This is a genomic window from Bacillus sp. SIMBA_005 (genome assembly GCF_046535585.1).
Lineage (GTDB): Bacteria > Bacillota > Bacilli > Bacillales > Bacillaceae > Bacillus > Bacillus pumilus.
In genome coordinates this window covers 13,890-39,657 of record NZ_JAWRWI010000011.1, presented here as the reverse complement: position 1 = coordinate 39,657, position 25,768 = coordinate 13,890, and the positions used below count along the sequence as shown (strand labels likewise).

The window sequence follows — 25,768 nt, the reverse complement described above, 5'->3', positions numbered from 1 at the left end:
GGGACGAAGCACATTGAAGCAGAAAAGACCGAAGTACATGCAAATTATTGATGCAGCAGTTGTGGTGATTGCAGAGAATGGCTATCACCAATCACAAGTGTCAAAGATTGCGAAACAAGCAGGGGTAGCAGACGGAACCATTTATCTTTATTTCAAAAATAAAGAGGATATTTTGATCTCATTGTTCAAAGAAAAAATGGGACAATTCATCGAACGGATGGAAACAGATATTCAAAAGAAACCGTCGGCGAAAGAAAAGCTTCTACTACTCATTGAGGAGCATTTTCGTATGCTTGCGCAAAATCATCATTTGGCTCTTGTGACACAGCTTGAACTCAGGCAGTCAAACCTTGAGCTGCGGCAAAAAATCAATGAGGTGCTGAAAGGGTATTTAAATATGCTCGAATCCATTTTAGCAGAAGGAAAGAAAACAGGAGAATTTAGACAAAATCTAGATGTCCGCTTAGCGAGACAAATGGTATTTGGGACGATTGATGAAACCGCTACAACATGGGTCATGAATGATCAAAAATATGATCTTCCTGCACTCGCAGAAAACGTACGTGATCTACTCTTAAACGGAATACATCAATCTTAAAGACATTTTGAAAAAGGATGATTGACATGGAAAAGATACTCAGCTTACATCATGAAAGGCAGACAGCACTTATCACGATTCAGCATCCACCAGCAAACGCCTTATCTTCTCAGCTGCTCGCAGAGCTTAATGACATGTTTGAACAGCTCGAACAAAATGAAGAAGTAAGAGCCATTGTGATCCACGGAGAAGGAAGATTTTTCTCAGCAGGTGCTGATATTAAGGAATTTACGACGTTACAGGAAGAGTCTGATTATTCAAGTCTTGCAGACAGAGGGCAGCAGGTCTTTGAGCGGATTGAACAATGTCCAAAACCGGTCATTGCTTCAATTCACGGAGCTGCATTAGGCGGGGGTCTTGAGCTTGCTATGTCTTGTGATATCCGAATCGCAACAAAAGATGCGAAGCTTGGACTGCCTGAACTAAACCTAGGTATCATTCCAGGGTTCGGCGGTACGCAGCGCCTGCCGCGCTATGTTGGTTCTGCTAAAGCGCTGGAAATGATGGGTACAGCTGAACCGATTACAGGTGAAGAAGCATTCGCCTGTGGACTTGTGTCAAAGCTGGCAGAAACAGAGGAAGAGGCGCTCGAAGCAGCCAAAACACTTGCATTAAAATTTGCAACGAAAAGTCCAAAATCACTCGAGTATGTGCTGGATTTATTGAATGCGACAAAATTGTATTCATATGATGGCGGTATGAAGCTAGAAGCCAAAAAGTTCGGTGAAATTTTCCAATCGAATGACGCCAAAGAAGGCATCCAAGCCTTTATTGAAAAACGCAAACCGAATTTTAAAGGGGAATAAGGGATTCAAACGACACAAGGGGGAGAAATGAATGAATATATTTGTTTTGATGAAGCGTACGTTTGACACGGAAGAGAAGATTTCCATTCAGTCTGGTGCAATTCAAGAAGATGGGGCAGAGTTCATTATTAATCCTTATGACGAGTACGCCATAGAAGAAGCGATCCAGCTTCGCGACGAGCACGGGGGAGAAGTGACCGTTGTGACAGTTGGCAGTGAGGATGCGGAAAAGCAGCTGAGAACAGCGCTTGCTATGGGCTGCGATCAAGCCGTTTTATTAAATGTGGGAGACGACTTAGAAGAGTGGGATCAATATTCAGCTTCTACGATTCTTTACCATTATTTAAAAGACAAAGAGGCTTCCTTGATCTTAGCAGGGAATGTGGCAATTGACGGGGGCTCTGGTCAGGTTGCCCCGCGTCTTGCTGAATTACTTGGGTTTTCATATGTCACAACCATCACAAGTATTCAAATTGACGGCGGCTCTGCTTCGATTGAACGAGATGCAGAAGGTGATGTGGAAGTCATTTCTGCTGAGCTTCCGCTTGTCGTCACTGCGCAGCAAGGTCTCAATGAGCCTCGCTATCCATCATTACCTGGCATTATGAAGGCAAAGAAAAAGCCTTTAGAAGAGTTGGAACTTGATGATTTAGATCTCGATGAAGATGATGTCCCATATAAAATCAAAACAATTGAACGTTTCTTACCGGAGAAAAAAGAGGGTGGCAAGGTGCTGAGCGGTGAGCTTCAGGATCAAGTCAAAGAACTGACAGATTTACTAAGAAATGAAGCAAAGGTCATCTAAACATCCACTTTACGATATCACGAGAACAAGGGGGAACTTGAAAGATGAGTAAAAAAGTTGTTGTACTTGGAGAAAGTCGTGACGGTAAATTAAGAAATGTGACATTTGAAGCCATTGCTGCCGCTCATCAAGTGGCAGATGGCGGTGAAGTCATTGGCGTGTTAATAGGGGATGACGTCAAAGACCAAGCGAATGAACCGCTTTACTATGGAGCGGATCATGTCATGATTGTGGAACATCCGCACCTTTCATATTATACGTCAGATGGTTTTATGCAGGCACTTCAAGCCATATTAGATCAGGTTGACCCAGATGCGGTCCTCTTTGGACATACGTCTATCGGAAAAGACTTGTCGCCGAAAATAGCTGCACGCTTGCAAACTGGTCTAATTTCAGATGCAATTGATGTAAGCGTTACCGGAGAACATCTTGTTTTCACAAGACCGATTTACTCTGGAAAAGCCTTCGAAAAGGTGATTTCAACAGATCGTCTGCTTTTGGCAACCATACGCCCAAACAACGTGGCACCTCTTGAGCGGGATGCCTCACGAAGCGGAGACATTACACCGGTTTCTGTCGATATTCAGAACCTGCGAACGATCGTGAAGGAAGTCATTAAAAAAACGTCAGAAGGTGTAGATTTATCTGAAGCAAAGGTCATTGTTGCCGGGGGACGCGGGGTCAAGAGTAAGGAAGGGTTTGAACCGCTGAATGAACTCGCTGAGACGCTGGGCGCAGCAGTCGGTGCCTCGCGTGGCGCCTGTGACGCAGACTACTGTGATTATGCCCTGCAAATTGGGCAAACAGGCAAGGTCGTCACACCTGATCTCTATATTGCATGCGGGATATCAGGGGCGATTCAGCATTTAGCCGGAATGTCTAACAGTAAAGTCATTGTGGCGATTAACAAAGACCCAGAAGCCGAGATCTTCAAAATTGCCGATTACGGAATCGTCGGTGATTTGTTCGAAGTGGTACCGCTTTTGAATGAAGAGTTAAAAAAGATGAATATCCACTCGTAACGCTCATACACTCAGAATGCCTAGGTATTCTGGGTTTTTTTGTATGTAATCAATACACAAAGGAGCGGTTGACAAGTGAAGGGGAAAGTAAAAGTCAATGACGTGATCGGACGTATTTCTAAACACATCTATGGACATTTTCAAGAGCATTTAGGAAGAGGGATTTATGACGGGATTTGGGTCGGAAAAGATTCTGAGATTGATCATATTGAGGGGATTCGTACCGATGTGCTAAAAGCCCTTCAAGCACTACATATTCCGGTGCTTAGGTGGCCGGGCGGCTGCTTCGCAGACGAGTATCATTGGGCAAATGGTGTGGGAGATATGAGCGAACGAAAGCCGATGGTGAACACTCATTGGGGTGGTACCGTTGAATCCAATGCATTTGGTACGCATGAGTTTATGAAATTGTGTGAGCTGCTTGAATGTGAGCCTTATATTTGCGGAAATGTGGGAAGTGGGACTGTTCAAGAATTAGCAGACTGGGTCGAGTACATCACATTTCCAAAGGGAACACCTATGTCTGATTGGCGCATTCAAAATGGAAAACAAGACCCTTGGGACCTGACCTATGTTGGTGTAGGCAACGAAAGCTGGGGCTGCGGCGGGAATATGACGCCTGAATACTATGCAGATCTATATAAACGTTATCAAACGTATGTAAGAGAGTTTGCAGGTCAGACCATATACAAAATTGCATGCGGCGCCAATTCAAATGATGTGAATTGGACAAAAGTATTAATGGAGCGGGCCGCACCTTGGATGGATGGACTCAGTTTGCATTACTACACCGTACCTGGTACGTGGGAGAAGAAAGGGTCAGCGACTGAATTTGATGAAGATGAATGGTTTATCACATTGAAAAAAGCCTATGAGATGGAACGGCTTGTCGTGGATCATGGAGAGATTATGGATCGTTATGATCCAGACAAGCGAATCGGGATGATCATTGATGAATGGGGAACATGGTATGACCCAGAACCAGGTACGAATCCAGGATTTTTGTATCAGCAAAACACACTAAGAGATGCACTTGTTTGTGCCCTTCATTTTCATATCTTTCACCGTCATTGCCAGCGGATTCATATGGCGAATATTGCCCAGACGGTCAATGTTCTGCAAGCAATGGTGTTAACGAAAGACGAAAAGATGCTTCTGACGCCTACTTATCATGTGTTTCACATGTTTCAAGTGCATCAAGAGGAGGAAGCACTTGAAGTGGAATTCGTGTCAACACCTTATGAACGAAGCGGTGAAAAAATACCTCAGGTTAGTGTGTCAGCTTCGCGTTCGTCCGATAAGATGCATATTAGCTTTTGTCACCTGAATCCGCATGAACAAAACGAAGTATCCCTTGCCATTGAAGGTTTGGATGCAGAAACGAAAGTTACAGGCCGTGTGCTGACAGCAGATCGCATGAATGCGCACAACACATTTGATGATCCTCATGCTGTCCAGCCAGCAGAGTTTCAGCAATTTGCTGTAAAATCCGGTGAGTTGACCATAGATCTGCCGCCAATGTCTGTGGTGATGATCACGATCGATCTGGCTTGATCGCATATTTAGATGTTTGATGAGGAGGATGTTGGGGCATCATACATTGTAAACGAAGCGGAAAGGGAGTTATTTATATGCTTAGAACGATTCTCATGATTATCGGTGCAATTGTTGTCATTGGTGCGATTATACGGTTTGTTTTTTAATTCATTTCATAAAAAATGATTCGTAAGCATTTCATTCGCAAGTCACATTGGTAGATGCTATACTAAAAAGCATAATTTACATTGGAGGAATGAATAATGGCAATCGTAAAAGCTACTGACGCAACATTTTCACAAGAAACTGCAGAAGGTGTTGTTCTTGCGGACTTTTGGGCACCATGGTGCGGACCTTGTAAAATGATTGCTCCAGTTCTTGAAGAACTTGATCAAGAAATGGGCGATAAAATGAAAATTGTAAAAATTGATGTAGATGATAACCAAGAAACTGCTGGTAAATACGGCGTGATGAGTATCCCAACACTTCTTGTCTTAAAAGACGGTGAAGTGGTAGAAACTTCTGTTGGTTTCAAACCAAAAGAAGCACTTGCTGAGCTTGTTAACAAACATCTATAAACCTGTCTATGCCCTAGCGGCATACTCACTGAAGCGGTTCTCGTAAAGACGAGAGCCGCTTTTCTTTCAATATGGTATAAAACAAATGTTCGTGATACACTAGAAGGAGTGAAAGAGGAAAACAAGGACGGATGAAAATATGAACAAACTGATCAAAGAAAAGCTATCGGTCTTGCCAGATCAACCAGGCTGCTATTTAATGAAAGATCGACAAAATACAGTCATTTATGTGGGGAAGGCAAAGGTCTTAAAAAATAGAGTACGCTCTTATTTCACTGGATCTCATGACGCCAAAACGCAGCGTCTTGTCAGTGAAATTGAGGACTTTGAATACATTGTCACCTCTTCTAATATCGAGGCACTCATTTTAGAGCTAAATTTAATCAAAAAATACGACCCAAAATACAATGTCATGCTCAAGGATGACAAAACGTATCCTTTTATTAAAATTACGAATGAACGACATCCTAAATTGATCGTCACCCGTCATGTGAAAAAGGACAAAGGGAAATATTTCGGACCATACCCGAATGTACAGGCAGCACGTGAAACGAAAAAGCTGCTCGACCGTTTATATCCTCTCAGAAAATGTGCCACCCTCCCTGATCGCGTCTGTTTATATTATCATCTTGGACAATGTCTCGCGCCATGTGTGTATGACATTTCTGAAGAAACGAATAAGCAGCTCGTGGACGAAATCATAAGGTTTCTAAACGGAGGACATCAGCAAATCAAAAAGGAACTTACCGAAAAGATGGAAGAAGCCGCCGAACAATTAGAGTTCGAACGCGCAAAAGAATTGAGAGATCAAATCGCATATATCGACTCTACGATGGAAAAGCAGAAAATGACGATGAGCGATTTATCAGATCGAGATGTTTTTGCCTATGCCTATGACAAGGGCTGGATGTGTGTCCAAGTCTTCTTCATCAGGCAAGGAAAATTGATTGAACGCGATGTCAGCCTGTTTCCTATGTATCAAGACCCTGAGGAAGAGTTTCTCACGTTTATGGGGCAATTTTATGAAAAGAACAATCACTTTCTGCCGAAGGAAATTCTGGTGCCAGATAGCGTAGATCAAGAGATGATTGAACAATTGCTTGAGACGAACGTTCATCAGCCGAAAAAAGGAAAGAAAAAGGATTTGCTTTTACTTGCCCATCAAAATGCTAAAATCGCCTTGAAAGAAAAATTTTCGCTCATTGAGCGTGATGAAGAGCGGTCCATTGGTGCAGTGAAGCAGCTTGGAGATGCGCTGAATATTTATATGCCTTACCGGATTGAGGCATTTGATAACTCGAATATTCAAGGTGCAGACCCGGTTTCTGCCATGGTCGTCTTTCAGGACGGGAAGCCGTATAAAAAGGAATACCGAAAATACAAAATTAAAACCGTCACAGGTCCAGATGATTATGCATCGATGCGTGAAGTCATTAGAAGGCGATATACCCGCGTGTTAAAGGATGAGCTTCCGCTGCCAGATTTGATTTTAATTGACGGAGGAAAGGGACAGATCAATGCAGCGATAGATGTGCTTGAAAATGAATTGAATCTGTCTGTTCCAGTAGCAGGTCTAGTAAAAGATGAAAAGCACAGGACGTCGAATCTGATGATGGGCGATACACTGGAAATTGTTGCACTGGAGCGGAATAGCCAGGCCTTCTATTTATTGCAGCGCATTCAAGATGAAGTGCACCGGTTCGCGATTAGCTTTCACCGGCAGCTGCGAGGAAAAAATGCATTTCAATCTATTTTAGACGATGTGCCAGGTATCGGAGAAAAGCGTAAAAAACAGCTTCTTAAACATTTCGGCTCTGTCAAAAAGATGAAAGAAGCCTCTATCCAAGAATTTCAGGAGGCTGGCATCCCGAAACAAACGGCCGAGCTTTTAATGGAAGCTTTTAAAAAATAGATTGTACTTTTTCCAAAAGTCTGTTAAAATTGTGACTAAATTTAATAAATGAACGTGTTGTTTGTTGAAGATAGAGGTGCGAACTTCAAGAGTAAGCCTTCAGAGATCGATGGGATCTAGGAAGAGGGCTGAAAGGGGAGCGTCGCCGAAGTGAATAAAATCCACTCATTTTATTCGCTGGCTGTACATTGAAGAAATGTAGGGCTGTCAAGAATTTATTTCTTGGAGGGCTATCTCATTGTTTGCATCGTTTGATGATGATTATAAAGCAATGGGAGATCTGTTCTCTCATTGCTTTTTTTATTTGCAGTGAGCAGGCAGTCTCCAAAGCCGCTTCTTGCCTCTTCTCTCACACGTGATCTTTTGAAAAAGGGTGGTAGACATGGGACTAATTGTACAAAAATTTGGCGGAACGTCTGTTGGATCGACAGAAAAAATTCGCAATGCTGCAGAAAGGGTCATCGCTGAACGCGAGGCCGGACATGATGTGGTTGTGGTTGTGTCGGCAATGGGTAAATCAACGGATGTTCTAGTAGACCTAGCGAAAGAACTCACAGATCATCCGAGCAAAAGAGAAATGGATATGCTGCTCGCAACTGGAGAGCAAGTGACCATTTCCTTATTAACGATGGCGCTGCAAGCAAAAGGCTATGATGCCATTTCCTTTACAGGCTGGCAGGCTGGTATGAAAACAGAGCAAGTACATGGTAACGCAAGAATCGTCGATATTGATGAATCAAGAATAAAAGAGGAATTAAGTGCTGGGAAAGTGGTGGTTGTGGCTGGCTTCCAAGGAATTGCAGATGATTTGCATATCACAACGCTTGGACGCGGTGGATCAGATACAACAGCTGTGGCACTTGCTGCTGCACTAAAAGCGGATAAATGTGATATTTACACAGATGTACCAGGTGTGTTTACGACAGATCCGCGTTATGTACCGGCCGCGCGGAAACTTGCAGGTATTTCATATGATGAGATGCTAGAGCTGGCTAATTTAGGAGCTGGTGTCTTGCATCCGAGAGCTGTCGAATTTGCGAAAAATTATCAAGTCCCGCTAGAAGTCCGTTCTAGTATTGAAAATGAATCGGGTACGTTAATTGAGGAGGAATCATCCATGGAACAAAATTTAGTCGTCAGAGGCATTGCATTTGAGGATCAGATTACACGCGTGACGGTGTGCGGTCTTTCAAGCGGTCTTACCACATTGTCGACCATCTTTACGACACTTGCGAAGCAAAATATCAATGTCGATATCATCATTCAGTCTGTCACAAGCACCAATCAGACGTCGATCTCTTTCTCTGTGAAAACGGATGATTTGTCTAAAACAGTTGAAGTGTTAGAAGAATATAAAGGAGCACTCGGCTACGAACAGATCGAGACAGAAAGCAAATTAGCCAAAGTATCCATCGTTGGATCTGGTATGGTTTCAAATCCAGGCGTAGCCGCTGAAATGTTTGCTGTGTTAGCAGAAAAAGACATCCAAGTGAAAATGGTCAGTACGTCTGAAATTAAAGTCTCAACAGTGGTTGGCCGAGACGATATGGTCAAAGCAGTTGAAGCATTGCATGATGCGTTTGATTTATCAAAGGTAGCTGCGCATTCTTAAAAAGGCGGGAGGTGTATCTCATGAAAGAGTGCACCTCTTTTTTATATTCGAAACCTCCGCAAACCCATTCACTAAGTATGCTATGATAGAAGAGGCAAACAAAAAAGGCGTGACCTGAAGTCTGCGCCTTTCATAAAGAGAGTTAGCTTGGGTCTCTTAAATCCCATTTAACGGTTAAAATGACTTTATCAGCACGCTTTTTCACTTGTTCATAAGATTCAGCCACGTACTCGTTGAGAAGCTGGATTTGTTCAGCAATAAAACCTGCTTCCATCTGAAAGCATGGCTCCTTTTGATAGGTGAGTCGATTTGATACAAGTGGACCTTCGAGCTCAAACTCAATTTCCTGTTTTTTCGAATGGACCATCGTGAGAGTTCCCCATCCGGCATCATGGAAAAATTCGGGGATCTTCTCCCATGACTCTTGAGGAAATTTACGAGCAAGCAGCTTACCCGCAAAATACATCATAGATGAATGATCCTGACCAAGAATATCAGGCAGCAGAACTTCGCGTATCAGCTCGTAGGCAAATCCATTGACTTCAATTTCTTTTAGCTGTTCTAAGTTAGATTCGAATTTATTCATTGTACGGCTCCCCTCTTTCAACAATTTATTATAGCTTATGTGAGCATATGATGACAGAGTTTTCCCTGAAGTCTAAGAAATTCTTATTGTAGTAAAACGAATTTTGATTTAAAACTTTTAAATTTCGGAAAATTTTAATTTATGTACGCGGTTTCTTGACGCTTTTTTGACATAGGAGTAAAATGAAATTGTCAATAAATTTGAATAAAGTGCTTACAATTGAAAGAAGCGGGGGTAAGACAATTTTCAGCAATTGCACTTTTTACTAGGGGGTAAAGTAATGTCGGGGAACAAAGAATTTTTTTATCGGAGATTGCATTCTTTGCTTGGCGTCATTCCGGTCGGTCTATTTTTAATTCAGCACTTAGTGGTGAACCACTTTGCGACGAATGGACCAGAGGCGTTTAACAAAGCTGCACACTTTATGGAACAGCTTCCATTCAGATATGCACTTGAGCTGTTCGTGATTTTCTTACCACTGATCTATCATGCTGTTTATGGGGTGTACATAGCCTTTACGGCACAAAACAACACGTCTCGCTTCAGTTACTTAAGAAACTGGTTGTTCAGACTGCAAAGGATTTCAGGTATCATCACATTGATTTTTGTGACTTGGCATGTATGGGAAACACGAATTCAAGCTCAGCTTGGAGCTGAAGTGAACTATGACATGATGGCGAATATTTTAAGCTCTCCATTTATGCTAGGCTTCTATATTGTCGGCGTTTTATCTACTATTTTCCACTTTGCTAATGGCTTGTGGTCATTTGCTGTCAGCTGGGGAATTACTGTTTCACCACGCTCACAAAGAATCTCCACATATGTGACATTAGGTATATTTATAGCGCTTTCATATGTAGGGCTAAGAGCAATTTTCGCTTTTGTTTAAGAGGAAATAGATTAGTAGAAGAGGGAGAGGGGCTACAATGAGTAATTCTAGCATCATCGTTGTCGGAGGCGGCTTAGCTGGTCTCATGGCAACTATTAAAGCAGCAGAAGCGGGAACAGCTGTTAAACTATTTTCAATCGTACCTGTAAAACGTTCGCATTCTGTATGTGCACAGGGCGGAATCAACGGAGCGGTGAATACAAAAGGTGAAGGGGATTCACCTTATGAACATTTTGATGACACGGTGTATGGCGGAGACTTCTTAGCCAACCAGCCGCCAGTAAAGGCAATGTGTGAAGCAGCGCCGTCCATTATCCATTTACTTGATCGGATGGGTGTAATGTTTAACAGAACACCAGAGGGATTATTGGACTTCCGCCGCTTCGGGGGAACACAGCACCACCGTACAGCATTTGCTGGAGCTACAACAGGTCAGCAGCTATTATATGCACTTGATGAGCAGGTTCGCCGCTATGAAGTAGCAGGACTTGTCACGAAATATGAAGGCTGGGAATTCCTTGGCGCTGTGTTAGATGACGAGGAAGTATGCCGAGGCATTGTCGCGCAGAACTTGACGACAATGGAAATTGAATCCTTCCGTTCAGATGCAGTGATCATGGCAACAGGCGGTCCTGGAATCGTGTTCGGAAAATCAACGAACTCCATGATTAACACTGGATCTGCTGCATCCATCGTCTATCAGCAAGGGGCTCATTACGCAAATGGAGAATTCATTCAAATTCACCCAACAGCGATCCCTGGAGATGACAAGCTTCGTCTCATGAGCGAATCGGCTCGTGGTGAAGGCGGACGTGTTTGGACATATAAAGACGGGAAGCCATGGTACTTTCTGGAAGAAAAATATCCAGCATACGGAAACCTTGTACCGCGTGATATCGCTACACGTGAAATTTTCGACGTATGTGTCGAGCAAAAGCTTGGCATCAACGGAGAGAACATGGTATATCTCGATCTTTCTCATAAAGATCCAAAAGAACTTGATATTAAACTTGGCGGTATCATTGAAATCTATGAAAAATTCATGGGTGATGACCCGCGTAAGCTTCCAATGAAAATTTTCCCTGCTGTTCATTACTCAATGGGCGGATTATGGGTTGATTATGATCAAATGACAAATATCAAAGGTCTATTTGCTGCCGGAGAATGTGATTACTCTATGCACGGCGGAAACAGACTTGGAGCAAACTCACTGCTTTCTGCCATTTACGGCGGAATGGTCGCTGGACCGAATGCTGTGAAGTACATTAGCGGTCTTGAAAAGTCTGCAGAAGACCTATCTTCTGCAACATTTGACAGCGCCGTGAAGAAAGAGCAGGAGAAATGGGACAACATCCTGAGCATGGACGGAACAGAAAATGCGTATGTGCTTCATAAAGAGCTTGGAGAATGGATGACGGATAACGTCACAGTCGTTCGTTACAATGACAAACTCTTAAAAACAGATCAGAAGATCGAAGAACTAATGGAGCGCTACAAAAAGATCAACATCAATGATACAGCTTCATGGAGCAACCAAGGCGCTGCCTTCACACGTCAGCTTGACAACATGCTTCAACTGGCAAGAGTCATTACGATCGGGGCTTACAACAGGAATGAAAGCCGAGGCGCACACTATAAACCGGACTTCCCAGAGAGAAACGATGAAGAGTTCCTAAAAACAACGATGGCTACGTTCAAAGGAAAAAATCAAAAGCCTGCATTCCACTATGAGGACGTCGATGTATCGTTAATTGCACCTCGTAAACGAGATTACTCGAAGAAAAAGGTGGAGAAATAAGATGAGTGAAAAAAACACGATTCAATTCATAATCACACGTCAAGATACAGCAGATGGAAAGCCTTATGATGAAGAATTTGAAATTCCTTACCGCCCAAATATGAACGTCATTTCCGCACTCATGGAAATTAGACGGAACCCGGTCAATAAACAAGGGGAAAAAACAACGGCGATCAACTGGGACATGAACTGTCTTGAAGAGGTGTGCGGAGCTTGTTCTATGGTCATTAATGGAAAACCGCGCCAGTCATGTACAGCCCTTATTGATCAGTTAGACCAGCCGATTCGTCTTCAGCCGATGAAGACATTCCCGGTTGTGAGAGACTTGCAGGTTGATAGAAGCCGGATGTTCAATTCATTGAAAAAAGTGAAAGCATGGGTGCCGATCGATGGCACGTATGACCTTGGTCCTGGACCAAGAATGCCTGAGAAAAAACGTCAATGGGCATACGAGCTTTCGAAATGTATGACATGTGGTGTCTGCCTTGAAGCTTGTCCAAACGTGAATGATAAGTCTTCCTTTATGGGCCCTGCACCGCTTTCGCAAGTTCGTTTATTTAACGCACATCCGACAGGTGCGATGAATAAGTCTGACCGTCTAGAAGAAATTATGGGAGACGGTGGGCTTGCGAACTGCGGGAACTCCCAAAACTGTGTGCAGTCTTGTCCGAAAGGAATCCCGCTGACAACGTCAATTGCTGCACTTAACCGAGATACAACTTTACAAGCATTCCGTAACTTCTTCGGAAGCGATCACGCAGAATAACATCACATTCAGTCCTCTTTGCCAATCATGATGAGTGTTTAAGAGGCTGGATGCAACATATAAACAAACGCCTCTTCCAATACGGGAGAGGCGTTTTGTTTCCAAATAAGGAGATGATCAAGTGAGATTGCCGTCATATATTGAAGAGCCGTTTGAAGAGTGGAGGGCATCCTTTCGATTTTATGTCGAAACCACTGTTCGTTTTTCAGAAACGGATATGTTTGGCCATATGAACAATGTCACCCCTTTTGTGTATTTTGAAGAGGCGCGCATTGCCTTTTTTCAAAAAACAGGTATTGTTGATAAACGGATGAAGCGTGTGAGAGAGACCATGACAGTCGTCGCTAATCTGCAATGTGATTACATCAAGCAGGTAGAGATTGGAGAGAGGCTTCGTGTGTATGTCAAGCCGGAAAAGGTAGGCTCAAGCTCACTCATTCTTCATTACTTAGGAGAAAATGAGCAGCAGGAACCATGCTTTACAGGGTCAGTCACGATGGTGCAAATTAGTAAAGATACAGGCACATCTGTCCCATTTACTGAAGAAGAAAAAAAGACATTTCAGGCGCAGCGAAATGAGTAGCATGCTGCCTTATCAACGTGCACACTTCATTTTGTTATAATAAAAGCATCATATCAAGAAGAAACAAGAGGAGAACACATGAAGATTTTTCAATATGACACCATTGATAGTACAAATAGTGAAGCGAAAAGGCTCATGCAGCAAGGAGGAAAGCCCTCATTTGCTGTCTATGCACGCCAGCAGACAGCAGGAAGAGGCAGACTCGGCAGGCCATGGGAAACGCCTTTAGGGAATGTGGCGGTAACCATGACAGTCATGCCGCCAGAAGAACTCTCCACTCAATCAACGATCGCTCCGCTGACAGCACTAGCAATCTATGATGTGCTGAAACCACTCATAAGAGCGGACGATCAGCTGGCGATCAAATGGCCGAATGATATTCTCATTAATGAAGCAAAGGTATCCGGCACATTAATAGAAGCAGACCGCAGCGCCATTTATATTGGTGTCGGTATCAATGTAGAAACGAAGCCGGAGCATGTCCCGTACAAAACCATTTGCTTATCTGAACTTACAGAGGTAAAAGCCGATCAGCTTGTGAAGGACCTTGCCACGGCTTTTGAAAAATATCATACACGCTGGAAGAATGAAGGGTTTGAAGCACTCACTGCCCTCTATAACAAACGGTTATATCGATTCAACAAGCCGCTTCGCATTTCGTTAGATCGTGAAAAACAAACATGGGAAGAAGGCATTTGCATCGGTGTTAACCGCTTTGGTCATCTTCAGCTAAAAGATGATAAAGGACAGATCAAAGCTCATTCTGCGGGAGATATTGATGCCCCGCTTCAACATTAAAAAAAGCAGACGTCTTCTCGTCTGCTCTCAGCGTGTAGACAAACCCTCGCATTCGTTGTCAGGTCTGCGCGCCGGTGCTCACGAATGTTTCATTCGCTCCGCTCCGGTACTCGTCCTTCCTAGACTGCAAAGGTTTTCTATCACGCTGAAAAGAAGACAAAGGACTAAAATAACTCATTTTAGCCCTTTGTCAACAATATCAAAGCAGACGATGTTCTCGTCTGCTTCAGGCTTCTCTTTTTATATGAGGCTGCACAATATAATCTTGTTTCGTAAAGACAACCCCGTCTAGGATTTCTCTTGCGGTTCGAATGACTTTGACTCTGTTTTGAGACACGTCAATGTCCGTTTGCATAATTCCGGCAGGATGCCCGATTCGAAGCGTATCATGTTGTCCATCATAAAGCTGTGCAGGAAGTGTTTGTTCCATAAAACAGCTGGCTGACACACAGACAGATCCGGTAATGGCAAGCGCTTGGTGTGGTCTTTGCATTGATAGCATGCGTACGATGATGTCCATATCGGCTGCTCGTCTCATCACTCCATTTGTATCGACATAATCAGCAGGTTCGCTAATAATCGCAAGCTTCGGAACGGCTGGTGACTGTAATGTTGCCATGTCTTTTGGCGCAAAGTGACACATTTCAGCAGCGATGGAACGAATCTCTTCTAAATCATCCAGTAATGCGTCTGAAAATTCCTCAGGCAATTCGGTTCCTTTTAAATGAAGATCCTTCGCTCGGACAAAGGCAATGGGATTTGCGATGTCAACGATCGAGATCGGAATCTCTCCGAATTTTGTCTGAATCGTATCCATGCGGTTCCCTGTCGGAAAGGTTTTACCTGTTACAGCGCCTTCAGGTTTTTCAAATGATAGATAGATGGGAGATCCTGTCCCTTTTACTCCTTGAATTTCTACATCTCCCTCAAATTTCACTTCGCCGTTTTCAACCTCAACTTCTGCTACAATGACTTTATTGGTGTTGGTATTGAGGATACGTACAGTCGTAATGGGCTCAATTGCTTGAACAAGTCCTTTAATGATGGCATATGGTCCAACCGCTGATGAGATATTCCCGCAGTTCCCTTTAAAGTCGACATATCTCTCATTGATGCTGACTTGTGCAAACGTATAGTTCACATCCACATCTGGACGTGTGGCTTTATCAATAATGGCTACTTTACTTGTTAAAGAATTACCGCCGCCGATCCCATCGACCTGCAGCCGGTCAGGACTGCCCATAATGTCTAAAAGAAATGCCTCGAGCTCATCGTGTTCATAGGGTGCATCGTTTGCTTGAATGAATACCCCTTTGCTTGTACCGCCTCGCATAATTGTGATTGGAACTTTTCTCATTGCTCTCACCCTCAATTTTTAATGAACTGTTTATCTAATCAAAATGGTAAAGTATAATAAGAAATAAGTTAAATACATTATTTTAAGAGGAATCAATAAAAATTTTTTATAACTAGTGAAAAAGGAGGGCACACAATGGATGAGAAAGACTGGCGGTTTTTAAAGGTGCTCTATGAAGAAAAGAACATCACAAAAGCGGCGGAAAAATTATTTGTCTCTCAGCCTGCCTTAAGCTATCGGTTGAAGCAGCTTGAAGAGGAGTTTGATATGAAGCTTTTCTTTAAAAGAAAACGAGGGATTGAATTTACGTCAGAAGGCGAGTACTTGGCTGCATATGCAAATGACATGCTCAAACAGCTTCAGCAAACAAAAGATGGCATGCTCAACATGCAAAAAAAGGTCAAAGGGACAATCCGGTTAGGGGTCTCAAGTAACTTTGCTCAGTATAAGCTGCCGGAAATTTTAAGAGAATTTTCTAAGCAGTATCCACATGTTCAATTCATGGTGAATACAGGCTGGAGCACGAAAGTCATGGATTTATTAGGCACATCAAGTGTCCATTTAGGGATTTTAAGAGGGGATTACGATTGGAATGGAGAGCGGTTTTTGCTTGATAAAGAGCGGCTTTGTATCATTTCAAAATCAGAAATCCAGCTAAAGGACCTCCCAAAGCTTCCGCTCATTGACTATCATACAGATAGTTCATTAAAACGATTGATTAACAGATGGTGGCAGGAAACGTTTACCATGCCTCCGCTTGTGACGATGGAGACAGACCGCCAGGATACATCAAAAGAGATGGTTAAGCACGGTTTAGGCTACGCCATTGTCCCGGAAATTTGCCTCAGACCAAGTGATGAGCTATTTGTAAAAGGTCTTTCGTATAAAGATGGCCAGCCTGTTTTAAGAGATACATGGCTTATGTACCAGCCAGACTCCCTTCATTTATCTGTTGTGAAAGCATTCATAGAGTTTTTAAGAAGCCAGCAAGGTTGATTATAAAAGAAATTTATAGAATATACGAAAAAATCAATATTTTCATTATAAATAGAGCTATTATATCCTTGGAATAGAAAGCGCTAACATTTAGGTCGCAAGTGCAAAGGGGCGCTTGCTGACTGCGCAAAGAAGAGGATGGAGGGATATAAAGTGCTAGCTATTTTAGGACTCTTAATGGTCGTAACTTTTACATTTCTTATTATGACAAAACGTATGCATCCGGTGGTGGCATTAACCGTTGTGCCGATCATTTTTGCATTGATCGGTGGGTTTTACAGTGGATTAGGGGATATGATGCTTGATGGACTCAAAACGGTTGCACCGTCTGCTGCTTTATTATTATTTGCCATTTTATTCTTTGGTGTCATGCTGGATGCAGGGCTGTTTGATCCACTGATTAAACTCATTTTACGTATTGTGAAAGGGGATCCTGTCAAAATTGCGTTTGGGGTAGCGATTTTGTCCATGCTTGTTGCATTAGATGGGGATGGGACGACAACGTACATGATTACCGTATCAGCTTTGCTGCCACTTTTCTTAAGAATTGGGATGAACCCGCTGATTTTAGGGACGATTTCATTATTATCATTAGGCATTATGAGCGGTATGACCCCATGGGGAGGTCCTGCTACTCGTGCAATTGCTGCACTTGGCTTGGATGCAGCTGAATTTTTTATTCCATTAATTCCAACGATGGTAGCTGGCGGTCTATTCATCCTTTTTACTGCCTATGTGCTCGGGAAAAAAGAGCGGAAACGAATTGGGATCGCAGAGATTCAGTACAAAGAAGAGATTTCGATCTCCCCTGAATTGGCAGCGTCAATTGAAGATGGCGTCGAAGACATGAAGAGACCAAACCTCATTTGGGTAAACTTCTTTTTGACAATTGCGGTGATGGCGACACTTGTTTTAGATATCGTACCGATTCCAGTTCTCTTCTTAATTGGATTTGTCATCGCGCTCATGATCAACTATCCAAAGGTTGAAGATCAGCGCGAGAGAATTTTATCGCACGCAGGAAATGCCTTAACGGTCATTACCCTTGTGTTTGCAGCTGGAATTTTCACAGGGATTTTTTCGGGAACAAAAATGGTGGAGTCCATTGCTAATTTGGTTATTTACATGATTCCGGATTCCTACAGCTCATTCTTTCCACTCATTGTCGCTTTAACGAGTATGCCATTTACATTTGTTCTTTCAAATGATGCGTATTATTTCGGGGTGCTTCCGATCTTGGCTGAAGCGGGTGCTGCTTACGGAATTAATCCAGTGGAAATTGCGCGTGCCTCTATTATCGGACAGCCTGTCCACTTGCTGAGCCCTCTTGTGGCTTCAACGCTCCTTCTTGTCAGTATGTTGAACAAAGATATTGGCGATTTGCAAAGATACGCCCTGCTATGGACCGTGTTAACTGCCCTTTTTACAACATTGATCGCTTTGTTAACAGGTGCCATTTCTATCTTTTAAATATGTGTATGAAAAGGACGATGTCTCGGGTAGGAGACTCGTCCTTTTTTTGTGCGGATAAAAGCGCACAAAATGGACGCTCATATGCGGGAATTCTCGATTTTAACGTCACCTACCTCGGGCAGCCGGCATATGATATCTCGACTATACAGAATCCCATTCTATAGAGACTAGAGCTCTCACCTTAGCAAGGAGGGTTACAATACTTGAAGGAGAAAGAGTTTCAATCCAAGCCGCTATTAACCAAAAGAGAAAGAGAAGTATTCGAATTGCTCGTCCAAGATAAAACAACAAAAGAAATTGCAAGCGAGCTTTTTATTAGCGAAAAGACTGTTCGAAATCATATTTCGAATGCCATGCAAAAGCTAGGAGTCAAAGGTCGTTCACAGGCCGTAGTCGAGCTTCTGCGTATGGGTGAGCTAGAGCTCTAAAGTCAGCCGGTTTTCCTTCCAGACCAGGGAGGAACCGGTTATTTCTATATGGTTTCCATGAGTCTCTTCTTGCATTTTCTCTGAAAAACGAGGAAAATAGGAATGTACGTTTTAATCAAAGTGAGATGCTATAGTGAGGTATCAATGAAATGGAAACGAATGAGTTCGACCATGTAGCAGAGATTGAGAAATCATTGCGCCATATTGCGGCAATTATTAAGCAAAAAGGCAGAGAAATCCTGAATCAATATACGATTACACCTCCTCAATTTGTAGGGCTTCAGTGGCTTTATGAATTCGGAGATATGACAATAGGTGAGCTGTCACAAAAGATGTATTTGGCTTGCAGTACAACCACCGACTTAATTGATCGAATGGAAAAAAGTGAACTTGTCGAACGAGTAAAAGATCCTTCTGACCGCCGCGTGGTTCGCATTCATTTATTGCCTGAAGGCGAGCGGATCATTCAAGAAGTGATTGTCAAACGCCAAGAATACGTCAGTGAACTTCTAGGGGCTTTCTCAGAAGAAGAAGCCATCGTTTTCAATCAATCCTTAACGAAACTACAGCAGCAAATGAAAAGAAAATGAGGCGATTTTGTTGGATCAACCAATCGGCGTCATTGATTCCGGCGTCGGCGGTTTAACCGTTGCAAAGGAAATCATGAGACAACTGCCAAAAGAAAAAATCATTTACGTAGGCGATACAAAACGGTGCCCGTATGGCCCTCGAAAAGAAGAAGAGGTTCTTCAATATACTTGGGAAATGGCACACTACTTATTAAGACATCATCATATTAAAATGCTCGTCATCGCATGCAACACAGCGACGGCGATCGCACTAGATGAAATCAAAGCAACACTTGATATTCCGGTCATTGGCGTGATTCAGCCCGGTGCCCGCACAGCCATCAAGGTGACAAACAATCAGCAGATTGGTGTCATTGGTACGGCCAATACGATTAAAAGCGAGGCATACAAAGAAGCTCTGCTATCTCTAAAAGCAGGACTAGCGGTTCAAAGTCTGGCATGTCCGCTGCTTGTCCCATTTGTGGAAAGCGGTACATTTTTAGATCAAACAGCAGATGAAGTGGTGACAGATTCCCTTGAACCGATGAAAGAAACAGGAATTGATACACTTATTCTTGGCTGCACGCACTATCCGATTTTAAAAGAGTCGATTCAGCGCTTTATGGGCAGTGATGTGAGCATCATTTCATCAGGGGATGAGACCGCTAGGGAAGCGAGTACAATTCTTTCCTATAAAGGGCTGTTAAACACGTCTCAAGTAGCACCTGTCCATACATTTTATACAACAGGGCAGCAGCAAAATTTTGAAAACATCGCTCGTGACTGGTTTGGCTACCTGCCAGGGAAAGTCGAAACCGTTTCACTCGAACACGTCTATCAGCAATAATCCGCTTCTTCTTGAGGTGGGTTATTTTTTTATGAAAAGGGTCTAATCCGCAGAGGGAGCTCGTATACATAGTAGTACAAACTACTAGAGGAGGGTGAAGTATGCTGAAAAAAGGATCAACAGCAGCTGTGACGTGTATCGCGTCAGCCATGCTTTTGTCAGGATGCGGATTGTTTCAAACAGACCAAGCGAAAACAGAGATTGACCCGCCACAAAACGTCACATATGTGAAAGATAATAAAGAAGATAAACAAACAGCGAAAGAAGGAAAAGAAGAGAAGAAGGCAGATACAGTCATGAGAGAATTATATTTAATTGATAAAAACGGGTATGTCGTCTCTCAATCCATTCCACTGCCGAAAAATGAAGGAAGTGCCAAACAAACCCTTGAATACCTCGTGGACGGAGGACCGATTTCTAACCTTATGCCAAATGGATTCCGGGCTGTTTTGCCGGCCGACACGAGCGTCTCAGTCGACATTAAAGACGGAACGGCCGTAGTGGATTTTTCAAATGAATTCAAAAACTATAAAAAAGAAGATGAACAGCGCATCCTGCAATCGGTCACTTGGACGTTAACGCAGTTTGATTCCGTCGCCAAAGTCAAATTGAAGATGAATGGACATGAACTAAAAGAAATGCCTGTGAACGGTACGCCCATCTCAGATGATTTAAGCAGAGAGGACGGTATTAATATTCAGCATGAGGCTGCCGCTGATATGACATCGACAAAGCCAGTGACGGTGTATTACTTAGCTGAATCTGATGAACAGACGTACTATGTTCCAGTGACCAAAAGAGCGCCAAAAGATGAGGATGATCAAATTACAGCAGCCATTCATGAGCTCGTCTCTGGCCCAAGCAAAAAAAGCCATTTGCTCACAGACTTTGATCAAGATGTAAAGCTGAATGATATCCCGAAAGTAAAAGATGGACATGTGACACTTGATTTCAACGAATCCATTTTTGGCAGTGCAGATGAAAAGAAAAAGGTCATTTCACAAAAAGTTCTTGATAGCATTGTGCTCACATTAACCGAGCTGCCGGACGTCAAAAGCGTATCTGTCAAGGTGAACGGCAAGGCTGAGCTTGTGAACGAAAAAGGAGCAGAGCTGACAAAGCCGGTTTCACGACCAGAACAAGTGAATACAGGTAGTTTTTAACGTCACACATTGATATAATGGAGAAAAAGAGGCATGCATATTCGCTGCCTCTTTTTTATTCCAAGCGATTAGAACGAGCTGAGGTTGTCAAAGTTAGTAGGAGAACCCCGCTGGCTTACGCGCGGAATGTATATTGTAACGGAGGTAAATCATGAGATTAGATGAAAGACACTATGACGAATTAAGAAAAATTGAAATAGAGGCAGGCTACATTACGCATCCAGAAGGCTCTGTCTTAATCTCAGCGGGCAATACGAAGGTGATTTGTAACGCATCCATCGAAGACCGCGTACCTCCTTTTTTAAGAGGAGAAGGAAAAGGCTGGATTACAGCAGAATATAGCATGCTTCCAAGAGCAACTGCTCAAAGAACTATTAGAGAATCATCTAAAGGAAAAGTGACAGGACGTACAATGGAAATTCAGCGATTAATTGGACGAGCACTCCGTGCAGTCGTTGACTTAGAAAAGCTTGGCGAACGCACGATTTGGATTGACTGTGATGTCATTCAAGCAGACGGCGGCACACGCACAGCATCCATTACAGGTGCTTTTGTTGCCATGACGCTTGCGATTCAAAAGCTTCGAGCAGAAGGTGTCATCAAACAAAACCCGATCACTGATTATTTAGCGGCGATATCCGTCGGAATTGATTCTCAGCAGGGTCTTCTGTTAGATTTAAATTATGAAGAAGATTCTTCAGCTGAAGTAGATATGAATGTCATCATGACAGGCGCTGGACGCTTTGTTGAACTTCAAGGGACAGGCGAAGAAGCGACATTCTCAAGAGAGCAGCTAAACGGACTGCTTGATTTAGCCGAAAAGGGCATCAAAGAATTAATTGAAAAGCAAAAAGCAGTGACAGGAGAAGTCATCGAATAAAAAGAAGGGTTTGATCAGGATGAAAACAGCCATCATTGCAACGCACAATGCGGGCAAAGCGAAAGAATTCAAAGCCATTCTTGAGCCAAAAGGATTCACGGTCAAAACACTAGCAGACATCGGCTTTACTGAAGAAATTGAAGAAACAGGACATACCTTCGAAGAAAATGCCATTATCAAAGCTGAGGCGATTCAAGCCAAAGCGGGTGAAATGGTCATTGCAGACGATTCCGGTTTGTCAATTGACTATCTTGGCGGAAAACCTGGCGTCTATTCAGCGAGATACGCTGGTGAACATAAAAACGATGCTGAGAATGTGGAAAAAGTGCTGAGCGAACTGCAAGGCATTGAAAAAGAAGACCGCACAGCTAGATTCAGATGTGCCCTAGCTGTCAGCATACCAGGTAAAGAAACAAAAACGGTAGAAGGATCAGTAGAAGGCTTTATCGCAGAGGAACCAATCGGCGAAAATGGCTTCGGATATGACCCGATTTTCATCGTCAAAGACAAAGACCAGACGATGGCTGAATTAACACCAGAGGAGAAAAACAAGATCAGCCATCGAGCGGTCGCGCTTCAAAAGCTTTCATCACTGCTAGACGCAAATGAATAAGGGGGAATGAAGCCATGAAGATACTCATCATTAGTGACAGTCATGGACTCACAGATGAACTTCAAACCATTGCCAAACGGCATGCAGCTGAAGTGGACATGATGATTCACTGCGGAGATTCAGAACTCGACACGAACCATCCAGCACTCGAAGGATACAAAGTCGTCAAAGGAAATTGTGACTTTATGGGCGATTTTGAAGAAGAGCTCCTGCTCCCACTTGATGGAGGCGGAAAACTATTTCTCACTCACGGACATCTGCATGGCATCAAACAATCCTTGCTTCAAGTCTACTACCGTGCAGAAGAGCTAGGCGCAGACATTATCTGCTTTGGCCACTCGCACATCCCAGGCAGTGAGCTGCTAAGAGGAAAACTGCTCATTAACCCAGGCAGCGTGCACCTACCAAGAGTGCGTAAAGAGCGCAGCTATGCTATACTGACACTAGATGGAAGCGAAGCGAACGTACAGTTTTTCACAGACGAAGGTCAAGCCATACAAGACCTCGAAAACACTGTCACATTGGAAGGTATTTCATAAGGGTGCAGCATTTGCCCCTTATGAAAAAACTTTCGAAAAACCGTTGACTTTAAAGAACAATAGTAATATAATAAATCTTGTCGGTGAGGTACTCACCAAAAAAACACTACATAACAACATGTCCCAGTAGCTCAGCTGGATAGAGCAACGCCCTTCTAAGGCGTCGGTCGGGAGTTCGAATCTCTCCTGGGACGTATAATAAATCGGGTGCTAAAGCCCGTCAAATCAACCTTCTATATCATATAGTGAAACGGACAGTATAACGGTCATGTAAGAAATTACACCTGTTATTGGCTTATATCACTTTAGGTATAGGAGGTTTTTTGTTATGATCAAAAGAAAAGGACGATTAGATGTTAAAATTGATGTAAATGGGCTACTAGAGGGCTGGTCAGTCATCATTACACAACCGATTATTAAAACTGTGATTTTATGAAGAGTAACCACCCTTTACTCATTTGCCCATATTTGCCCATTTACCCGTAATATCTGAAATGAAGAAAAAACTTCCATCTTTGTTTCGGAAGTTTTTTGTCTGCGATTTATTTAAATTATGGGATAATTCAGTTCATAATTTGGGTAGCAATAATAAGGCGGTCTACGTCCAATTTCAGACATTAGCCATGAATGCTCCATATAAACCATAGTAACTTTTTTCATTGAATGGTTCACAAGTAATAACTCTACTTCTGGATTAAATTCATATCTCAATTCAATGACCTCCTTATATTAGGAATGTGTGGATTCCCCACCGTTAACATGCAGCACTTGACCTGTAACAAAACGTGAATCATCAGAAGCTAGATAAACAAATGTTGGTGCGAGTTCAAATGGATGTGCAACTCGTTCCATTGGGTTAAACGCTCCATATACAGCCACTTGGTCTGACGAGAAGCTTGCTGCAATTAGTGGCGTCTAGATTCGACCTGGAGCAACAGCGTTTACACGAATTCCTTGTTTTACAACATTTTTAGCTAAAGCACGTGTCCAACCAACAATTGCACCTTTTGTGGCTGTATAATCAATCATTTGTTGCTCACCTACATACGTTACGACGGAAGAAGTGCCGATAATAGAACTGCCTGGTTTTAAGCAAGGAAGCGCTGCTCTGGTTGTGTAAAAATGTGAGTATATGTTGACTTTAAAGGTGTCATCGAATTGTTCGTCTGTAATGTCAAGAAGGCTTGGTTGTTGAAATTGGATACCAACGTGGTTACATAGAACATCTAGACGTCCGAAGGTTTTTACTGTTTTCTCTACAATGGTGATACATTGTTGTTTATCTCGCAAGTCTCCTGGCATCAATAAACAACGTTGCCCGAGTTCTTCGATTCTTGCTTTTGTTCTATTAGCATCTTCGTGTTCATCTAAGTATGCAATCGCAACGTCAGCACTTTCCTTTGCGAAGGCAATGGCTACTGCTGCACCAATACCACTATCCCCTCCTGTAATAAGAGCAACTTTTCCCGCTAACTTACACTCCCTTTGTAATTTGTATTTTCAATAATTGGAAGTGGTACCATTAAACCTTCTACACCAGGATGACGAAGTTGACGTTGTTCAGGTAAATTAATTGGGATTTCTTCATAGTGTGTGATTTTTCCGTAATTAGGGTACATGGGATAAGGTTGAGTTTTCATTTTCTCTAAAAACATCTGTTGCATTTGTTTTATTTGTTGCAACTTACGCTCATCAGATTCTTGTGTCATTTAACTCCCTCCAAATGTACTTATTCCCTTTAAATGTTTATGTTGTTGACTGCTAATCCAAGTATTAATAATGAATAAACTTGTGAAGGAGTTATTTGAAGGTTTTTAGTAAGCTTTTATGAGTAGGTTGGAATTTCCATGTATTTGTACATGCGTCAGCAATCAAGGTTGGGAAGTAATAAAAGTTGCAGACAAATTTATCGGAAGTTGAAAAATGTATGAAGGCGAAGGAGAGTAGTTTACAGGTCTTATTAGGTATCCAAATTTTGTTCATGAGATTTTCAAAGTAGGTGGTCAGACTTCACTCTTTAAATATGTAAAGCTAATTGCTGCAGAATGGTTTCCCTTTCTCTTATTGGTAAAGAAACTTTTGAAGTTTCCGACCATGCTCCTGGCTTATATAATCCTGCTCGGATTGGAAAACAAATGCGTAAGGATAACGAAAATAAAATTGTGAAAGCTTTAATTGAAGGAAGTAGTTACGAATTGAATGAATATTTCATATTGGATAAGAGCATGAAGGCAGGAAGTTGCTGAAGATTAAGCCAGGCTGCAAGCAAATAAACTTCAAACTGTTTGGAGAACGAGCTGAACAAATGGCGGAGAGAATGAGGAAAGGGGGGAAGATCCTCCTGCAATATTCAGGCCTAAGAAAACGCGCCACATCCCGACCAAACTGCATTGGATCTTTTTCCTAAATCAGTTTAAACTATTTGAAAGTTCTTTATACTAGGTAGTGAATTCCTTAACACCTTTTATTAATATAGTAAATGAGGATACGTCTAATTTCGAAAAGTGATCATTATACATGACTAATAGATGAGCATATCAATAGGTTTAAGGTAGTGTATAGCAACGGCGTTCTAAGCCGTCGGTCGGAAGTTCGAATCTCTCCTGGGATGTAT

General features: G+C 42.6%; 24 protein-coding genes, 1 tRNA gene, 1 pseudogene and 1 riboswitch. Of the genes and pseudogenes, 23 read left to right on the top strand and 3 right to left on the bottom strand.

Annotated elements, in window-relative coordinates; all coding sequences use genetic code 11:
• Window positions 1-13 precede the first annotated feature (13 nt).
• From fadR to SB660_RS17010, 8 genes are all read left to right on the top strand, one after another.
• Window positions 14-598 carry a fatty acid metabolism transcriptional regulator FadR gene (gene fadR, locus SB660_RS17045; RefSeq protein WP_003216590.1) on the top strand — a complete coding sequence of 195 codons (585 nt, stop codon included), beginning with the start codon at window positions 14-16 and terminating at the stop codon, window positions 596-598.
• Between the two features lie 26 nt (window positions 599-624).
• Window positions 625-1,404: an enoyl-CoA hydratase gene (locus SB660_RS17040; protein WP_180310401.1), complete on the top strand. Its 780-nt coding sequence runs from the start codon at window positions 625-627 to the stop codon at window positions 1,402-1,404.
• A gap of 31 nt (window positions 1,405-1,435) precedes the next feature.
• Window positions 1,436-2,209, top strand: a complete 774-nt coding sequence (locus SB660_RS17035; RefSeq protein WP_410583481.1) for an electron transfer flavoprotein subunit beta/FixA family protein — start codon at window positions 1,436-1,438, stop codon at window positions 2,207-2,209.
• A gap of 44 nt (window positions 2,210-2,253) precedes the next feature.
• The gene (locus SB660_RS17030) at window positions 2,254-3,231 is read left to right on the top strand and encodes an electron transfer flavoprotein subunit alpha/FixB family protein (RefSeq protein WP_410583479.1); all 978 of its coding nucleotides are present in this window, start codon (window positions 2,254-2,256) and stop codon (window positions 3,229-3,231) included.
• Window positions 3,232-3,306: 75 nt separating this feature from the next.
• Complete coding sequence (locus tag SB660_RS17025; RefSeq protein ID WP_410583477.1) at window positions 3,307-4,785, top strand: alpha-N-arabinofuranosidase; 1,479 nt, start codon at window positions 3,307-3,309, stop codon at window positions 4,783-4,785.
• A gap of 245 nt (window positions 4,786-5,030) precedes the next feature.
• Window positions 5,031-5,345, top strand: coding sequence for a thioredoxin (trxA, locus tag SB660_RS17020; RefSeq protein ID WP_007501629.1), 315 nt, complete (start codon window positions 5,031-5,033; stop codon window positions 5,343-5,345).
• Window positions 5,346-5,484: 139 nt separating this feature from the next.
• A complete protein-coding gene (uvrC, locus tag SB660_RS17015) occupies window positions 5,485-7,257 on the top strand; it encodes an excinuclease ABC subunit UvrC (RefSeq protein WP_410583475.1) in 1,773 nt (590 codons plus the stop codon).
• Between the two features lie 63 nt (window positions 7,258-7,320).
• Window positions 7,321-7,498: riboswitch (Lysine riboswitch) on the top strand.
• 141 nt (window positions 7,499-7,639) lie between these two features.
• Window positions 7,640-8,869: an aspartate kinase gene (locus SB660_RS17010; protein WP_061409010.1), complete on the top strand. Its 1,230-nt coding sequence runs from the start codon at window positions 7,640-7,642 to the stop codon at window positions 8,867-8,869.
• Between the two features lie 142 nt (window positions 8,870-9,011).
• Here the strand turns inward: SB660_RS17010 and SB660_RS17005 are convergent, their stop codons facing one another.
• Window positions 9,012-9,455 (bottom strand): YslB family protein, encoded by a 444-nt coding sequence (locus SB660_RS17005; RefSeq protein WP_058015126.1) that lies wholly within the window; start codon window positions 9,453-9,455, stop codon window positions 9,012-9,014.
• A gap of 280 nt (window positions 9,456-9,735) precedes the next feature.
• On the opposite strand from SB660_RS17005, the gene SB660_RS17000 reads away from it, so the two are divergent.
• The 5 genes from SB660_RS17000 (at window position 9,736) to SB660_RS16980 (ending at window position 14,289) form a co-directional block, all read left to right on the top strand.
• Complete coding sequence (locus SB660_RS17000) at window positions 9,736-10,344, top strand: succinate dehydrogenase cytochrome b558 subunit (RefSeq protein WP_058015127.1); 609 nt, start codon at window positions 9,736-9,738, stop codon at window positions 10,342-10,344.
• A 37-nt stretch (window positions 10,345-10,381) separates the two neighbouring features.
• Window positions 10,382-12,142: a succinate dehydrogenase flavoprotein subunit gene (sdhA, locus tag SB660_RS16995; RefSeq protein ID WP_058015128.1), complete on the top strand. Its 1,761-nt coding sequence runs from the start codon at window positions 10,382-10,384 to the stop codon at window positions 12,140-12,142.
• Window position 12,143: 1 nt separating this feature from the next.
• The gene (sdhB, locus tag SB660_RS16990; protein ID WP_088001954.1) at window positions 12,144-12,908 is read left to right on the top strand and encodes a succinate dehydrogenase iron-sulfur subunit; all 765 of its coding nucleotides are present in this window, start codon (window positions 12,144-12,146) and stop codon (window positions 12,906-12,908) included.
• 121 nt (window positions 12,909-13,029) lie between these two features.
• Complete coding sequence (locus SB660_RS16985; RefSeq protein ID WP_058015130.1) at window positions 13,030-13,491, top strand: acyl-CoA thioesterase; 462 nt, start codon at window positions 13,030-13,032, stop codon at window positions 13,489-13,491.
• Between the two features lie 78 nt (window positions 13,492-13,569).
• Window positions 13,570-14,289 (top strand): biotin--[acetyl-CoA-carboxylase] ligase, encoded by a 720-nt coding sequence (locus SB660_RS16980; protein WP_410583471.1) that lies wholly within the window; start codon window positions 13,570-13,572, stop codon window positions 14,287-14,289.
• Between the two features lie 226 nt (window positions 14,290-14,515).
• Here SB660_RS16980 and SB660_RS16975 read toward each other — a convergent pair whose 3' ends face one another.
• Window positions 14,516-15,646 carry a 2-methylaconitate cis-trans isomerase PrpF family protein gene (locus SB660_RS16975; protein WP_410583470.1) on the bottom strand — a complete coding sequence of 377 codons (1,131 nt, stop codon included), beginning with the start codon at window positions 15,644-15,646 and terminating at the stop codon, window positions 14,516-14,518.
• A 135-nt stretch (window positions 15,647-15,781) separates the two neighbouring features.
• Between SB660_RS16975 and SB660_RS16970 the strand changes: the two genes are divergently transcribed.
• The 10 genes from SB660_RS16970 (at window position 15,782) to SB660_RS16925 (ending at window position 23,348) form a co-directional block, all read left to right on the top strand.
• Window positions 15,782-16,642 carry a LysR family transcriptional regulator gene (locus tag SB660_RS16970; RefSeq protein ID WP_061409004.1) on the top strand — a complete coding sequence of 287 codons (861 nt, stop codon included), beginning with the start codon at window positions 15,782-15,784 and terminating at the stop codon, window positions 16,640-16,642.
• A gap of 153 nt (window positions 16,643-16,795) precedes the next feature.
• The gene (locus SB660_RS16965; RefSeq protein WP_410583467.1) at window positions 16,796-18,112 is read left to right on the top strand and encodes a CitMHS family transporter; all 1,317 of its coding nucleotides are present in this window, start codon (window positions 16,796-16,798) and stop codon (window positions 18,110-18,112) included.
• Window positions 18,113-18,318: 206 nt separating this feature from the next.
• Window positions 18,319-18,543: a spore germination transcription factor GerE gene (gene gerE / locus SB660_RS16960; RefSeq protein WP_003184172.1), complete on the top strand. Its 225-nt coding sequence runs from the start codon at window positions 18,319-18,321 to the stop codon at window positions 18,541-18,543.
• Between the two features lie 149 nt (window positions 18,544-18,692).
• Window positions 18,693-19,133 (top strand): MarR family winged helix-turn-helix transcriptional regulator, encoded by a 441-nt coding sequence (locus SB660_RS16955; RefSeq protein WP_003216546.1) that lies wholly within the window; start codon window positions 18,693-18,695, stop codon window positions 19,131-19,133.
• Window positions 19,134-19,140: 7 nt separating this feature from the next.
• Window positions 19,141-19,959, top strand: coding sequence for a glutamate racemase (racE, locus tag SB660_RS16950; RefSeq protein ID WP_410583465.1), 819 nt, complete (start codon window positions 19,141-19,143; stop codon window positions 19,957-19,959).
• Window positions 19,960-20,060: 101 nt separating this feature from the next.
• Window positions 20,061-21,122, top strand: coding sequence for a GerMN domain-containing protein (locus SB660_RS16945; protein ID WP_410583463.1), 1,062 nt, complete (start codon window positions 20,061-20,063; stop codon window positions 21,120-21,122).
• Between the two features lie 151 nt (window positions 21,123-21,273).
• The gene (gene rph / locus SB660_RS16940; protein WP_058014504.1) at window positions 21,274-22,002 is read left to right on the top strand and encodes a ribonuclease PH; all 729 of its coding nucleotides are present in this window, start codon (window positions 21,274-21,276) and stop codon (window positions 22,000-22,002) included.
• A 10-nt stretch (window positions 22,003-22,012) separates the two neighbouring features.
• Window positions 22,013-22,615, top strand: a complete 603-nt coding sequence (locus SB660_RS16935; protein ID WP_410583461.1) for an XTP/dITP diphosphatase — start codon at window positions 22,013-22,015, stop codon at window positions 22,613-22,615.
• Window positions 22,616-22,629: 14 nt separating this feature from the next.
• Window positions 22,630-23,154, top strand: coding sequence for a YfcE family phosphodiesterase (locus SB660_RS16930; protein ID WP_180310409.1), 525 nt, complete (start codon window positions 22,630-22,632; stop codon window positions 23,152-23,154).
• 120 nt (window positions 23,155-23,274) lie between these two features.
• Window positions 23,275-23,348 (top strand) — tRNA-Arg (locus SB660_RS16925).
• Between the two features lie 535 nt (window positions 23,349-23,883).
• Here the strand turns inward: SB660_RS16925 and SB660_RS16920 are convergent.
• Window positions 23,884-24,818 (bottom strand): annotated as a pseudogene (locus tag SB660_RS16920) (SDR family oxidoreductase).
• Between the last annotated feature and the right edge of the window lie 950 nt (window positions 24,819-25,768).

Bases quoted from the DNA above. Each gene is read 5' to 3' on its own strand.
- SB660_RS17040 (WP_180310401.1), top strand. From the start codon at position 625: ATGGAAAAGATACTCAGCTTACATCATGAAAGGCAGACAGCACTTATC.
- SB660_RS17035 (WP_410583481.1), top strand. From the start codon at position 1,436: ATGAATATATTTGTTTTGATGAAGCGTACGTTTGACACGGAAGAGAAG.
- SB660_RS17030 (WP_410583479.1), top strand. From the start codon at position 2,254: ATGAGTAAAAAAGTTGTTGTACTTGGAGAAAGTCGTGACGGTAAATTA.
- trxA (WP_007501629.1), top strand. From the start codon at position 5,031: ATGGCAATCGTAAAAGCTACTGACGCAACATTTTCACAAGAAACTGCA.
- uvrC (WP_410583475.1), top strand. From the start codon at position 5,485: ATGAACAAACTGATCAAAGAAAAGCTATCGGTCTTGCCAGATCAACCA.
- SB660_RS17010 (WP_061409010.1), top strand. From the start codon at position 7,640: ATGGGACTAATTGTACAAAAATTTGGCGGAACGTCTGTTGGATCGACA.
- SB660_RS17005 (WP_058015126.1), bottom strand. From the start codon at position 9,455: ATGAATAAATTCGAATCTAACTTAGAACAGCTAAAAGAAATTGAAGTC.
- SB660_RS17000 (WP_058015127.1), top strand. From the start codon at position 9,736: ATGTCGGGGAACAAAGAATTTTTTTATCGGAGATTGCATTCTTTGCTT.
- sdhA (WP_058015128.1), top strand. From the start codon at position 10,382: ATGAGTAATTCTAGCATCATCGTTGTCGGAGGCGGCTTAGCTGGTCTC.
- sdhB (WP_088001954.1), top strand. From the start codon at position 12,144: ATGAGTGAAAAAAACACGATTCAATTCATAATCACACGTCAAGATACA.
- SB660_RS16980 (WP_410583471.1), top strand. From the start codon at position 13,570: ATGAAGATTTTTCAATATGACACCATTGATAGTACAAATAGTGAAGCG.
- SB660_RS16975 (WP_410583470.1), bottom strand. From the start codon at position 15,646: ATGAGAAAAGTTCCAATCACAATTATGCGAGGCGGTACAAGCAAAGGG.
- SB660_RS16970 (WP_061409004.1), top strand. From the start codon at position 15,782: ATGGATGAGAAAGACTGGCGGTTTTTAAAGGTGCTCTATGAAGAAAAG.
- SB660_RS16955 (WP_003216546.1), top strand. From the start codon at position 18,693: ATGGAAACGAATGAGTTCGACCATGTAGCAGAGATTGAGAAATCATTG.
- SB660_RS16945 (WP_410583463.1), top strand. From the start codon at position 20,061: ATGCTGAAAAAAGGATCAACAGCAGCTGTGACGTGTATCGCGTCAGCC.
- rph (WP_058014504.1), top strand. From the start codon at position 21,274: ATGAGATTAGATGAAAGACACTATGACGAATTAAGAAAAATTGAAATA.
- SB660_RS16930 (WP_180310409.1), top strand. From the start codon at position 22,630: ATGAAGATACTCATCATTAGTGACAGTCATGGACTCACAGATGAACTT.